11 protein-coding genes are annotated in these 13537 nt (G+C 41.5%); 4 read left to right on the top strand and 7 right to left on the bottom strand.

Annotated features, from left to right (window positions below):
* Window positions 1-86 precede the first annotated feature (86 nt).
* The 4 genes from ACO6S2_RS09215 to ACO6S2_RS09200 form a co-directional block, all read right to left on the bottom strand.
* On the bottom strand, window positions 87-932 hold the full coding sequence (locus tag ACO6S2_RS09215; protein WP_422362208.1) for a TolB family protein: 846 nt from the start codon (window positions 930-932) through the stop codon (window positions 87-89).
* Window positions 929-1585: a hypothetical protein gene (locus ACO6S2_RS09210; RefSeq protein ID WP_422362207.1), complete on the bottom strand. Its 657-nt coding sequence runs from the start codon at window positions 1583-1585 to the stop codon at window positions 929-931. Before ACO6S2_RS09210 ends, ACO6S2_RS09215 begins: the two co-directional genes overlap by 4 nt.
* Before the next feature lie 73 nt (window positions 1586-1658).
* Window positions 1659-2471 (bottom strand): hypothetical protein, encoded by an 813-nt coding sequence (locus ACO6S2_RS09205; RefSeq protein ID WP_422362206.1) that lies wholly within the window; start codon window positions 2469-2471, stop codon window positions 1659-1661.
* Between the two features lie 5 nt (window positions 2472-2476).
* Window positions 2477-3133: a LysE family translocator gene (locus ACO6S2_RS09200; RefSeq protein WP_422362205.1), complete on the bottom strand. Its 657-nt coding sequence runs from the start codon at window positions 3131-3133 to the stop codon at window positions 2477-2479.
* Between the two features lie 96 nt (window positions 3134-3229).
* Here ACO6S2_RS09200 and ACO6S2_RS09195 point away from each other — a divergent pair, with 96 nt between their 5' ends.
* Entirely contained in the window at window positions 3230-5518 is a 2289-nt protein-coding gene (locus ACO6S2_RS09195; protein WP_422362204.1) for an FdhF/YdeP family oxidoreductase, read from the top strand.
* A 479-nt stretch (window positions 5519-5997) separates the two neighbouring features.
* On the opposite strand, the gene ACO6S2_RS09190 is transcribed toward ACO6S2_RS09195, so the two are convergent.
* Window positions 5998-6879, bottom strand: coding sequence for an arsenite methyltransferase (locus ACO6S2_RS09190; RefSeq protein WP_422362203.1), 882 nt, complete (start codon window positions 6877-6879; stop codon window positions 5998-6000).
* Between the two features lie 186 nt (window positions 6880-7065).
* On the opposite strand from ACO6S2_RS09190, the gene ACO6S2_RS09185 reads away from it, so the two are divergent.
* Window positions 7066-9225 carry a transglycosylase domain-containing protein gene (locus tag ACO6S2_RS09185; RefSeq protein ID WP_422362202.1) on the top strand — a complete coding sequence of 720 codons (2160 nt, stop codon included), beginning with the start codon at window positions 7066-7068 and terminating at the stop codon, window positions 9223-9225.
* Window positions 9226-9263: 38 nt separating this feature from the next.
* Here the strand turns inward: ACO6S2_RS09185 and ACO6S2_RS09180 are convergent, their stop codons facing one another.
* Together ACO6S2_RS09180 and ACO6S2_RS09175 are read right to left on the bottom strand one after the other, a co-directional pair.
* A complete protein-coding gene (locus ACO6S2_RS09180) occupies window positions 9264-10388 on the bottom strand; it encodes a hypothetical protein (RefSeq protein WP_422362201.1) in 1125 nt (374 codons plus the stop codon).
* 87 nt (window positions 10389-10475) lie between these two features.
* Window positions 10476-11003 carry a PH domain-containing protein gene (locus ACO6S2_RS09175; RefSeq protein WP_422362200.1) on the bottom strand — a complete coding sequence of 176 codons (528 nt, stop codon included), beginning with the start codon at window positions 11001-11003 and terminating at the stop codon, window positions 10476-10478.
* 127 nt (window positions 11004-11130) lie between these two features.
* On the opposite strand from ACO6S2_RS09175, the gene ACO6S2_RS09170 reads away from it, so the two are divergent.
* A complete protein-coding gene (locus ACO6S2_RS09170) occupies window positions 11131-12852 on the top strand; it encodes an ATP-binding protein (protein WP_422362199.1) in 1722 nt (573 codons plus the stop codon).
* Window positions 12849-13478 carry a response regulator gene (locus ACO6S2_RS09165; protein ID WP_422362198.1) on the top strand — a complete coding sequence of 210 codons (630 nt, stop codon included), beginning with the start codon at window positions 12849-12851 and terminating at the stop codon, window positions 13476-13478. The genes ACO6S2_RS09170 and ACO6S2_RS09165 overlap by 4 nt, the downstream gene beginning before the upstream one ends.
* Window positions 13479-13537: the final 59 nt, after the last annotated feature.

Genomic DNA, 13537 nt, shown 5'->3' with positions numbered 1-13537 from the left:
TGTGTTTGACAATATCGTCAATGCAATTATAGTAAGGATTCCTTATTATAAACAAGCTAAAATGAAAATATTTTTAAAAAAATTGATTAATCCACCTTGACGGCAAACGAAGGGGCATAATTATAACCGGATCTAGTAAGTGGTTTTTGCTCAGATCCATCAGCACGCATCAAATAGATTTGCTGATTATTGCGCTTGTTGCCTCGCTCGAAAACAATGAGCGACCCATCCGGAGACCATCTGGCTCTAATATCCATAAGCGGATTGTTAGTCAGCCTAATCGCTTGACCAGACGCCAGCTCCATTTTATAGATTTCCATATTACCATGAAGATTGCCATAGTAGAGCATCATACGCTGATCTGGTGATAATTGGGGCATAAGTTTGTCTCCTTTTCCAGTTGTCAATTGCTGAGTATCAGAGCCGTCAGGTTTTGCACTCATGATTTGATAAACGCCGTTTACCTGACTCGAGTAATATATACGACCATTAGATGCCCAGGATGGCATCGTGTTGTTTCGTCCTGTGGATATTTGTTTGATGGCATTACCATTTCTGGTCATCGTGTAAATTTCTGATCCACCATTTCTGCTAGATACAAATACGATTTGATTCCCATCAGGAGACCAGGAAGGGCTATATTCTGCGCTACTCGCATCTGTCAATTGTTTGAATTCTCCTGATTCCAAATTCATCAACCAAATTTTCCACCACCCTTTACGTTCGGAAGTAAAAACCATATACTCCCCGTCTGGAGACATCACCGGACTACTATCCTTCCTCGGGTGATTAGTGATTTGCTTTAGTCGCCCATCTTGGTTGATTGAATGGATATTGTCGTTGTTATTTACTTGTTTGGTAAACAGGATTTCATAATCCTGAGCAAAAACTGATTGCGCAGTAACCAACAGAAGAATGACTATCCTTTTCATGGTCTCAAAAGGTTTAGTCGATCCATGAGTGGCTGGCCTTTAACATTCAATAAAAAATGTCCTATTCCGGGAAAAATTTCCAAATTAGACTCAACGCCAAGCTTTTCAAACTTGGACTGCAATGATTGGCTACTTCTGACCCAATAGCCGTCATCTGCTCCTACCAGCAGTTGAACTTTCACATCCTTCAGTTTTTTGAAATTCTCCTCTGAAGCAGATACACTAGCGGGCATTCCCGTTACGCTATGAAAGAGTTCTGGTGCCGCCATTACCAACTTAAATACTGGTGAACTATTGGCACTGAAACAAACCGCATGAAACTTATCTCCTTCTATGCTATAGTTTTTTTGCAGGTAACTCCGAATTGCTATTACAGCCTGCTTCTGCCCTGTTCCAAGGTAAATAGGTGCGTCGATCAATATCCAAGAATCGTTAGACTTAAAATCCTTCCAATAGTAAGACCCTTCTAAATTTTCCAACTCGGACGGCCCGATGACCACTGGGTATTCCTTAGAGGCATCGTACGATTTAGGCAAGTGCAGAATAAACTGGACTTTTTTTCCAGATTCTGTTTTAGTGGTAATCAATTCAGGTTGTGCCATAACATTCCCTCCCATCAGGAATATCATCAGCGTATAGATTATTGTTTTCATACCACTAGTTTACTAAATGAGGTATGATTTGTTTGTTTGAATGTGACAAACCGTGAATTATGGGATGGTTGGTCTATTTGATTTGAATATGGATGTGATCATCGTGTCTGACTGCTCCACATCCGTGAAATCTCACTCTTTGATCATTCAGACTCAATCTTCTTTTTAAATGAGGTTCAATAAAGAGTTTCTCCAAATCATGATCAGCTAACAACGCATCTATGATTTTTTTAGTCCCAATATGGGAAAAATTTAAAGTGGAATTAATTTTTCCAAAAGTCAGATACTTTGGGTAATCATATTGAAAATAGCCTTTACTTAGACACATCTCACTCTGATTGTACTCGTTATCCATTGGTTCCTCAAAAACGCCATATCCACTGATGGATTTTTTCTCATTTACGATTTGTCCATTCAGCGTTTCATATACCAGACTTAAATCAAGCTTTTTACCATCATTATGACTTAAATGAGGTAAAAGAGGAAACCCATCAAAAAATGGAAAATTCGCATCAAGATACCTCAACTCAATTGTGCTTCCTACAAGTTTCTTTTCAGCAGAAGCCAGAAGTTGATTTAACTCTGGTTTGACATAATTACGATTTGATAAAACAGTAAAATAAGATGTTGGCTTGATTCTATCAGAATGAATTACTTTTTCCCTTCCGCATAATGAAGCTAAAACAGGAACAATAATAAAAGTTGCTGCCAAATAAGATAACATCGCCAACACTACTTTTTTCCAACCAGTTCTGATATCGTATTTGCGGTATAAATAAATAGAAATACAAAACACAACACCTCCAATTTGTGTTATTGCGGTTAACACAATAAACACTACAACCTGAGTCACTTTTTTAAGCAATTGTGATAAATCTTTATTCAATCTTCTTACTTCGAACCTCCAAAACTTGTCGGCTTATTCACCATAAAAGTCAAAAGTCCCAATACAATATAGATCGATCCACTCAAGTATTTTTGGATGCTGGCAAACTTGGTGCTTGTTCTAAAATACTTCACCAGCTTGCCAGATAGTAATACATAGCACATATCGCTTACAAAGGCAATCACTAAAAACACCAAGCCTAAAAACAATATCTGAGATGTGGTTCCTCCCTTGTCTGCATTAATAAACTGAGGTAAAAAGGCAAAGAAGAAAATGGCGGATTTTGGGCTTAACGTATTGACTACAATACCTTCATAGAAGATCTTGCTCAATGACTTTCTTTCATTGTCTACGGGTGCGACAGGTGCGGTTTTATCTGTAAGTTTCTTGACTCCCAAATAGATGAGATAAGCAGCCCCTCCGTACTTGAGTATAGAGAAGGCAGTGGCCGAAGCTACCAACAAAGCAGATATACCCACTGCGGCAGCCATTACATGAACCATCGCCCCAACTCCAACTCCAAGCACAGAAGCCAAACCAGCTTTGTACCCTTGCTCGATACTTTTCGTCAAAATATAAAGCAATGCAGGACCAGGCACCACAATAAGTATAGTGGCAGCAGCAATAAATAAAAGGATGTTTTCAGGACTCGGTAAGATCATGTGATTTAAGTTCGATATGGATAAATATAAATGAGGAAATTCAAAGTGAATCAAATGTGCTTTACTTTCCCTTCACTTTCGTTTAACTTCAAACTTATGAAAACAAGAAAGGTTGCGATTGTTCCTCCGGAAGAATTTTCTAAGCTCAAATATAGACAGGCCCCGGAAAGTTCTGTAGGGCTTCCTGCAGTCACCTCCGCGATGAAACACATCAGTGAGGAGATTGGATTAATTGATGGACTTAAGGTGCTGAACAAGATGAATCAGCATGGTGGATTTGATTGTCCGGGTTGTGCCTGGCCTGATCCAGATAAGGAGCGTTCTGCACTTGGCGAATACTGCGAAAATGGTGCGAAGGCCATCGCTGAAGAAGCCACTAAAAAACGCGTAGATGCAGACTTTTTCAAAAGTCATAGTGTAGAAGAAATTAGTCATTGGGATGACTATCACGTTGGCAAATCCGGACGAATAACTGAACCTTTCTACCTGGCCAAAGACAGCTCGCATTATGTACCCATCTCTTGGGAAGAAGCTTTCACTAAAATAGGCAGCAAGCTGCAATCACTTGAAAATCCAAATCAAGCAGCCTTTTACACCTCCGGACGAACCAGCAACGAAGCGGCCTTTATGTACCAACTGCTTGCGAGAGAATATGGCACCAATAATCTACCTGACTGCTCCAACATGTGCCACGAATCCAGCGGTACGGGACTCAGTAAAACTTTGGGTATCGGTAAAGGCTCCGTGACCTTAGAAGACATTCATCAATCTGAGTTGGTTGTAGTCATTGGGCAAAACCCTGGCACCAATCACCCACGGATGCTAGCAGCACTTGAAAAGTGCAAACAGAACGGTGGTTCCATAGTGTCTGTAAACCCCATACACGAAGCTGGCACCAATGTATTTATTGATCCTCAGAATCCATTAAAAATATTGAAAGGTGGTACTAAGCTAGAGGACTTGTACCTGCAAGTGAAAATCAACGGTGACGTTGCCTTACTCAAGGCCGCTTTGCTCTTGATGCTCAAAGCCGAAGAAGACCGTCCAGATACCGTGTTTGACCATGAATTTATAGAAAGAAAATGCGATAACTATCAGGCTTTGATTCAGCATTTGCATGAAGCTGACTTTGGAACCTGTGTGACAGAAAGTGGACTTACTGATACGGAAGTTCGAAAATTTGCAGACTTACTAATCGCCAAAAAGAAAATCATCTTCTGCTGGGCCATGGGACTTACCCAACATGAGAATGGGGTGCAAAACGTGCAGGAGATAGTCAATATCCTCTTACTCAAAGGCAGTATCGGAAAGCCAGGTGCTGGTACCTGCCCGGTACGTGGACATAGCAATGTCCAAGGTGACCGAACCATGGGCATTTGGGAAAAGCCAAAAGAAGCGTTCCTGGCTAAACTTGACGAAGAATTTAAAATCAATAGTCCCAGAGCGCACGGTTTCGACACGGTAGAAACCATCCGTGCGATGCACGAAGGTCAAGTGAAAGTTTTCATTGGTATGGGGGGCAATTTCATCTCTGCTACCCCTGACAGTCAATTTACAGGTGAAGCCATACAAAAGTGTGACCTGACTGTTCAAATTTCCACCAAACTTAACCGATCCCATTTGGTCACAGGTGAAGAGGCCATTATCCTGCCTTGCCTTTCTCGATCTGAGAAAGACTTTCAAAATGGAAAACCTCAATTTATTACTACTGAAAACTCCATGGGGGTGGTGCAAAAGAGTGAGGGCAGTTTTGAGCCAGCCTCTCCATACTTAAAAAGTGAACCTGCGATTGTTGCTGGATTAGCCAAGACTTCGCTATCCAATACTCAAACAGACTGGAATCGTATGATTTCGAACTATGATCACATCAGATATCATATTACAGCCGTTATTCCCGGGTTTGAGGACTACAATAAAAAAGTGCGAATAAAAGGAGGATTTTATTTACCCAATGGCGCTCGAAATGGTGAGTTCAACACCGAATCCCAAAAGGCTCTATTCACCATCAACCCATTGCCCAAAAATACGATCGACCCTAATCATTTTGTTTTGATGACAATTCGCTCTCATGATCAATTCAACACTACGATTTATGGCATGCATGATCGTTATCGTGGAATCCACAATGAACGAAGAGTGCTACTCATGAATCCTAAAGACATGCAAAAGCATGGATTCGAAAAGGAACAGGTGGTTCACCTGACTGGCCATTACGGAAAAGAAACTCGTGAAGCCCGAAACTTCAAAGTGATCCAATACGACATAGCCAAAGGCTGCTTAGGTGCTTACTTTCCAGAAACGAATGTGCTTGTTCCTATCGATCATGTGGCGAAAGAAAGTAATACGCCTGCTTCGAAGTTTATTGAGGTGAGTGTGAACAGTTAGGATCAGTCTTTAAAGTTGGGGGGGATGATAGCTTAATAGACCAATATTGTTTTGTATCTATTAGATCTATCGATCCAAAGCGAGTGTCACAAACTATATGCGTTTAATGTGCGTTTAACATGCCTTTGCCTCGCCGGCAGGCACTACTTTTCCATTGATGAAAAGTAGTCGCGGCGGCGAACCGTCAAAAATCTAGGCTGTATTCATTTTTTTACGCTTTTTGAACCTCCAAATCAGGAAACAAAAGAAACTCGCCCAGATCAATATTCCCAATGAATTTCACTCCAACGAGGGCTCAAACACTTTTTGTTTCTTATCTGATTTTAAAGTTCAAAAATCTAAAATGAATAATGCCGCTGAATCATAAAACTTTCACTTTTCCTCAGAATTACAGAGTTATCCAACAGTTAGGACCTTTGGGAAAAGCTAGCAATGCTTTTCACCTTTGTTGGAGTTGTCTCCGACAAACGTCTGAAATATTAGCAACAGCCACTTCCAGGTTCGCAGCTGTTTTGCAACTCCGAAAGTTTTACTCTTGGCTTGTCCGACTTTGCGCCTGGTTTCTCTGCGTAAACTGTCACACTAAAGATGCCTGTGGTGCCTGATCTAAACTGAGCTAACTCGTCTTCATTCAAATATTTAGACAGGATATCGTTAGGAATATCAATGGCCTTTTCCTTTTGAATCGTGACATTAGAGAACCCCTGATTCTTGATATAGCCTAGGTACTCGTCTTTCTGTATGGCACCTGACACACAGCCGGCATACATTTCCGCATCGTGCTGAAGAGCCTCTGGTAATTCACCTACCAACACTATATCAGATATACTGAAGTGACCACCAGGCTTGAGTACACGGAAAATCTCAGCAATGACATTCTTCTTATTTGGAACTAAATTCAAGACACAGTTACTCACTATCACATCCGCAGTATTTTCAGCTACTGGCATCTTTTCAATGTCGTCGTAGCGAAACTCTACATTGTTGTAGCCCAGTTTATCTGCATTCATTCTAGCCTTTTCGATCATAGGCTCAGTAAAGTCTACTCCAATAACTTTTCCCGTCTCTCCTGTTTCATGTCTAGCGATGAAACAATCATTGCCAGCACCTGATCCGAGATCTATCACCGTATCGCCTTTTTGAATATTGGCAAAGGCCGTGGGTAGTCCGCAGCCCAGTGCCAAATCAGCATCGGCCTCATATCCTTCCATCTCACTGTAATCATCGGTCATGATATTGTAAACCTCTCCAGAGGATGCAGTAGCCCCACAGCAGGAGGATGCATTAACCGCCGTTTCTTGGGTGGCTATCTTTGCATATTTATCCTTTACGATTTGTTTTAATTCTTCAGATGTGCTCATGTCATTTATATTTATTGTAAAAATACGATAAAGCGAATGAAAGGATTACCAACTTCTCAAATTTCTTTTTAAAAAATGACAACAATCATGATTTGATACGTTGCTTCATACTAGGTCGGAAGATATTTTCATGAGGCTACCATTTGATCAAATATTTCAAGAATATTGCATTCGATTTACCAGCGCATGACAAGTAAAAAAGGAAAGAAATCAAATCGTAAAAAGAAAGATCAAGCTAGTACACTGAGCCTATTGATCAATTGGTCGTTAAGACTTCTGGCCTTTGGATTGGTGCTCTTTATTCTGTTCTTTAGTGCCGTGCACTCGGGCGTATTTGGCCCTATGCCGAGTAATGATGATTTGGAGAACCTGATCAATTCCCAGGCTTCTGAAGTCTACAGTCAGGATGACCAGTTGATCGGTCGATATTTTCTGGAAAACAGATCTGAAGTTAAGCTGGATGATATTTCTCCAAATCTGGTACATGCACTTGTGGCTACCGAAGATTCTCGGTTCTACGAACATCGAGGGGTGGACCATCAGGGCATGCTGCGCGTGTTGGTGAAGTCGATTATCCTAGGACAAAATGCCGGAGGTGGTAGTACCATCAGTCAGCAACTCGTAAAAAATGTATTTGGTCGAAAAGACTACGGGTGGCTGACCATGCCCGCGGTGAAAGCCAGAGAAGCAGCCATCGCCAACAAACTCAACGAGGTTTATAGCAAAGATGAAATTCTTGAGCTGTATCTCAACACCGTATCCTTCGGAGAAGATACTTATGGGATCAAAACCGCCTGCGAGCGTTTCTTTTCTAGCTCTCCAGCTGAGGTCAAGACCGAACAAGCAGCCGTGCTCATCGGAATGCTCAAGGCTCCTCACTCCTACAATCCCAGACTTAATCCTGAACGCTCCAAAACCAGAAGAAATGTGGTGTTGGGACAAATGGAGAAAGCAGGTTATCTGACCTCCGAACAGGCAACTGAGCTCAAGGAGCTACCGCTTGAGATTGATTACCATCGAAACATCAACGAAGCACATTCGGCCCAACACCTTACCCAGCACCTCAGGCAGCGCATCCAAAAGTGGCTAGACGAAAATCCGAATGAAGATGGCGAAAGTTACAATCTCGATACAGATGGTTTAAAAATTTATACTACGATAGATTCTCGAATGCAGCAATATGCTCAGGAAGCTGTAGTCGCCCATTTGGATCGCTTACAAAAATCTTTTGATACCGACCTGAAGCAGCAAGGCAAATGGTCTAAAAAAATTGATGCTACTCTTCAGTCTGGATTCTTAGTGACTGACCCTCACAATGGCCATGTGCTGGCTTGGGTAGGTGGACGAGATTTCAAGACCTCTCAGTATGATCATATTTTATCCGAAAGGCAAGTAGGATCAGTATTCAAGCCGGTGGTCTATGCCAAGGCTCTGGAGGATGGTTATGCCCCCTGCGATTTTATACCGAATCGACAAATCGAATATACCCAATACGACAGCTGGACACCTCAAAACTCTGACGGCGACTACTCGGGCAGTTATTCCTTACTCGGAGGATTGACCCACTCGATCAATACCATCAGTGTACAGCTGCTGATGGAATCGGGTATTGAAAATGTAATTGCATTTGCTGAAAAGTTGGGAGCCACAAGTGCTTTACCAGAAGTGCCTTCCATCGCCTTAGGTGTAGCCAATATGTCCGTGCAGGAAATCACCAAACTCTATACGCCATTCGCCAACTCAGGCTGGCAACATGGACAAGTCATCATTACCCGAATAGAAGATGCTGAGGGGCAGGTGATCTTTACCAACAAACTAGAAGCATCAGAACAAGTGGTCTCCGAGCAGGTCGCCCAACAAATCACCAACATGATGCAGTCTGTAGCCAACCAAGGCACGGCACGAAGGCTACGCGGATGGTACGGACTGCAAGGTTCCATCGCTGGCAAGACAGGCACCACACAAAACCACGCTGACGGCTGGTTTGTAGGCTATACGCCCAACTGGCTGGGCGTCGTGTGGGTAGGCGCAGACAACCCGGGCTTACACTTCAGCAGCATCAAAGACGGTCAGGGCGCCAACATGGCCCTGCCGATCTGGTCGAAGTTTTACCAGAAAGTAAAAGCTGACCCTGAACTCGTGCCGAAGATGCACAGCTCCTTCCCTTTTGCCAATGACTTAAACTGTGAGCTTTATCAGGAAGACAACTTCCTACAGAAGACATTCCGAAAGAAGCTCAAAAAAAATAGAGATACTGGTCTGGAAGACGAAGAAACTGACAAGGCCGAAGAAGAACCCAAAAAGAAGAAAAAACGCTTCTGGGATATTTTTAAGAAGAAGAAATAAAAAGCTTGTTGGTGACAACACCAACAAGGGTGAAAATATCAATTATCACCTTTTTTATACGTTTCAATGAACTCTTTACGTTGGAATCCTCCTCGCTTTGCTTGTATAATATCTTCCTTCTTATACACGACTAGCTCGTGATCATTCAAAGAAATTACGCTTAAATATGTAGTTCGGTAACTCATGCCTTCTTGATCTTCATTTTCAGCTATCAGGTAAATAACATTTCCTGAAATGTCAAAATGCCATTTACCCATAGAGATAACTTTGTTTCCTGATAAAAAATGAAAACTGCTGTCGGAATTGAATTTGAATGAGAGGTTCATATTGTCAAGATCGGAAACATTGATCCCCTTCTGAGTTCCAAAAGTGTCCCAAAGCTCATTCAAGTCACTAGAAATCTCTTCAAATGAACTTATGTTCCAGCTACCAATTATTGCTGGTTTTAGATTTTGATTATCCATTGCAAATAATTGAACCATCTGCTGTTGCCCTTCTTTATCAAACTTATATCCACTTATCAAGGAGTCCGTGACAGATTCGATAATAAAAAATTGATTTTCAATGTCTCCGATTGTGTTGCCAAATACCAAGAAATTCAGTCCTTTAAAGTAGTTCGTTCCCCATGCAAAAACTTCATGATCAATGTAATAGTTGCTATTCTTAAAATGAAAAGTGGCATCTAATAGTTCATCATGCAATTCAAACTTTATGTAACCCTTATCCAGCGACTCATGAAATTCAATTAAGTCGTTGTTAAGTTGCCATGACTTGGAAACTAATATTTGATCTAGTTTTTCTGTTAAGTCAGTATTATTTAAGTAGAAAGAATCGGAATAATAAACAGTCGTCGCTGAGTCGAAATTGATGATAAGATTGCTACCTGAAACTGTGTAGGTTACGGTGATAGAATCTTGTTCTATATTGAAAGTTATCTCATCTTCAGTTCTACTAAGAGTTGATGAAACCTTATGTTGAGTTCCAAGCGTGTATTTGGTTAACGTTGAATCACTGCCAAATTCAAAAGCGTACAATCCTAAGGCTGAAGGGTAGTAGTTGCTTTCGATCTTTACAGGATACCAAACTCTTCCTTCTATTGCATCATGTTTGCGGTTACATCCAAAGACTACTAGAGAGATTAATATTAAGAAGTTTTTTGGCATTTTGAAGATAATTGATGGTGACAAATGAATGTCACACATAATGTGTATATTTCTCAAAACTAGGAATAACCTATCTCAAAGTACGCATTACTTATTCCTAATATCAGTAAGGATATCCTTAATATCCCTCAGTAAATCCACCACCTCACTTGAATCATCCTTGTTGCCATCACTAGAGGTTCTCCTAGATAATTTTTCTCGCTGGGCGAGGACTGAATTTTTAAAATTATCAGCTTCTATGATGCCTACTAGCTGCATATCGCTTTTCATGGGGTTGCCCTGACTGGCGGTTTCTATCTTTAGGATTTTGAGTTGAAGGAACTTCAATATGGGGTTTTCTATGAATGTCAGGTCCTGAATATTCTCGAGCGGAATGGTTTTCTCCACTTTGAACATCACTCCTTTTTTGAATTGCAAATGATGGGCCGTCAGTGAGCAACTCAGACTCTCATAATACCTCCGACTGATGTATTGGCCCAAGCCTAAAAACCATATGGGTAACAAGACGATACCAAAAACAGAGAGGGTCATGAAAAAGGAAACCGTGAGCAACGTGTACAGTTTTATTTTGGGACTGAAGGCCGCTATGAGTATGGGTTCTGTAGGTTTCGTCATATTGGATTCTAGTGATGAATTTTAGGAAAGATATAAAATATTCGACGGCCCGTTGCAGTAAATACGTATTGGATATTACTAAAACCCTTCTTTTCTTTGATCCAAAAAGAACCCCTATCATTGTACTATGCTGTTTCATCGACTCAATATTGGCAATAAGCTTGCCCTGACCATGATCGGGTTGCTACTGGTCGTCTCAGCATTTATCTCCTATTTGTTTTATGTCCAGTTTGACTCTGCCCTGAAGGAAAGGGTGCTCTTACAGCTCTCCTCGGTGAAACAGTTGAAAATTGTAAAGATCAGAAAAGAGCTAAACGAGCGATATGAAGCTTTCCGACTTCGCTCAAAAAATCCAGATAATACCGAACCTTCACCGCTTTTTTTTCACGAAGGCATCTATGCTACTGTGCCGGATTCGCTATTGGGCTACCCCATAAGAACCATGCTTGGTGGCGTTAGTGATAGAATCACTTTGTTCGACCTCACCCAACACAATCCATCACATGAAATCACCATTGGGTTCATCACTCAGATTCAAGGCGGTTTTTTGATTGCTTTGGCCGAAGAATCGGAGATACAAGGCATTCTGCTCGAACGTACCGGGCTGGGGCAGACTGGTGAATCCTATATTGTGGGAAGTGATTTTAAATTGAGAACTAAATCCCGTTTTTTGAGAGACAGTCCAAAAAACGTAACTGTAAAATCTGACGGCGTACTGAGAGCACTGAACAATGAACCCGGTGAAGATTTGATCTACGACTACCGTGGCACCCAAGTATTTAGTAGTTATGAAAAAATAGAGTTGAGTGGACTGAAGTGGGTCATTCTCACTGAGATCAACCATCAGGAAGCTCTTTTTCCACTAGAGGAATTGAAAAACAATCTCATGATCATGATTCTGGTGATCATCTTTGCGGTCCTGATTGGCTCCTATTATTTGTCTAAAAAAATGGTAAGCCCCATCGTAGAAATGGAGCAAAAACTGACGGATATGTCCAAGGGCATTCTGGATCCCATTAAATCACCTCAGAGTCGTGATGATGAAATCGGACACATGTTCGACGCTTTGAACAAACTGGTAAATGCCCTGAATGAAACCATAGTATTTGCCGGTAAAATAGGAGCTGGAAATTTTGATGCTTCCTATCAACTGCTTAGTGAGGATGACAAACTGGGACAGGCACTTATGCAAATGAAAGAAAAACTTCAGGAGTATCATGAAAACGAGCAGCGTCTACTGGTGGAAAATCAAAGATCCATCCTGAACGGAGAAGAAGGTGAACGTTCCAGGCTTTCGAAAGAAATGCATGACGGATTGGGTCCCATGCTCACCACCATGAAAATGAGCATCCAGTCGACAAACCTTTCTGTCCCCACGAAAAAGAACATTCTCAATCATATTGACGAAACCATCAAAGAAGTACGCCGGATGTCCAACAATCTCATGCCAAGCGTACTCGCCGACTTTGGCGCTGGTGAAGCGATTGGAAATTTGGTGGATCAGATCAATAAGAGCTCGGACATCAAAATTCGATACAAAAATGATATGCCCAGTGAGGCCAAAATAGACGATTCGATCCAAATCACTCTTTATCGCGTAGCTCAAGAATCCATCAACAATGCCATCAAACATTCGAAGGCTAAGGAAATAAAACTGTCAATCACGGCTTTTGACAATAGAGTAAGTTTCTTTGTGTCCGACAATGGTATTGGGTTTGACCCGAAAAAAAGCACGAATGGCAACGGACTCCGTAATATGAAAGAAAGAGTTAAGTTAGCCAACGGAACCTTAGATATTGACAGCCAACCTACCGGAACCACTTTAGAAATTGAAATACCAATCGAATGAGTAAAATCAAAATCATTGTAGCCGACGACCATCAGTTGTTTCGAGAGGGCATCATCGCCTTACTTTCTAAAAATGAATCGCTGGATATTATTGGCGAAGCAGCTTCTGCCAGTGAACTGTTCGAGCTGATGGATAAATCCGCTCCCCATGTCGTGCTTATGGATATTTCTATGCCTGAGACCAATGGTTTGGATGCGATAAAAACAGCAAGAGACAAATACCCCGAATCAAAATTTATCGTGCTCACCATGCACGCAGAAGGGCAATACGTAGTAAAGGCCGTTCGCAACGGTGCCTTTGGCTACTTGATCAAAAACGCCGATGAAAACGAACTCATTGCAGCGATAGAGGCCGTAGCTTTGGGTAAGAAATATTTCAACAGCGAGATTTCAGAACTCATGATTGGCAATATGGCGCTCGAAGGTGAATCACACAAGAAGCTCTCTGACCGTGAAATGGAGGTACTCGAATTGGTGTCTGAAGGACGCACAACCAAGGAAATCGCTGATCAGCTATTTGTAAGTGCCAGAACGGTAGATACTCATCGCGTAAACATGATGAAAAAGCTTAGCGTGCAGAATACAGCTGAATTAATCAAAAAAGCTGCCCACTTGAAACTCATTTGAGTCTCCGTATTTATACTGAGGGTAGAATACAAAAATTTGCAGAGACCGTACTAAACGTG

The sequence above is a fragment of the Reichenbachiella sp. genome, from assembly GCF_965233835.1.
Lineage (GTDB): Bacteria > Bacteroidota > Bacteroidia > Cytophagales > Cyclobacteriaceae > Reichenbachiella.
This window is presented reverse-complemented; position numbering and strand designations above follow the sequence as displayed.

Excerpts from the sequence above, each read along its gene's own strand:
- ACO6S2_RS09215 (WP_422362208.1), bottom strand. The coding sequence starts at position 932 with ATGAAAAGGATAGTCATTCTTCTGTTGGTTACTGCGCAATCAGTTTTT.
- ACO6S2_RS09210 (WP_422362207.1), bottom strand. The coding sequence starts at position 1,585 with ATGAAAACAATAATCTATACGCTGATGATATTCCTGATGGGAGGGAAT.
- ACO6S2_RS09200 (WP_422362205.1), bottom strand. The coding sequence starts at position 3,133 with ATGATCTTACCGAGTCCTGAAAACATCCTTTTATTTATTGCTGCTGCC.
- ACO6S2_RS09195 (WP_422362204.1), top strand. The coding sequence starts at position 3,230 with ATGAAAACAAGAAAGGTTGCGATTGTTCCTCCGGAAGAATTTTCTAAG.
- ACO6S2_RS09190 (WP_422362203.1), bottom strand. The coding sequence starts at position 6,879 with ATGAGCACATCTGAAGAATTAAAACAAATCGTAAAGGATAAATATGCA.
- ACO6S2_RS09185 (WP_422362202.1), top strand. The coding sequence starts at position 7,066 with ATGACAAGTAAAAAAGGAAAGAAATCAAATCGTAAAAAGAAAGATCAA.
- ACO6S2_RS09180 (WP_422362201.1), bottom strand. The coding sequence starts at position 10,388 with ATGCCAAAAAACTTCTTAATATTAATCTCTCTAGTAGTCTTTGGATGT.
- ACO6S2_RS09175 (WP_422362200.1), bottom strand. The coding sequence starts at position 11,003 with ATGACGAAACCTACAGAACCCATACTCATAGCGGCCTTCAGTCCCAAA.
- ACO6S2_RS09170 (WP_422362199.1), top strand. The coding sequence starts at position 11,131 with ATGCTGTTTCATCGACTCAATATTGGCAATAAGCTTGCCCTGACCATG.
- ACO6S2_RS09165 (WP_422362198.1), top strand. The coding sequence starts at position 12,849 with ATGAGTAAAATCAAAATCATTGTAGCCGACGACCATCAGTTGTTTCGA.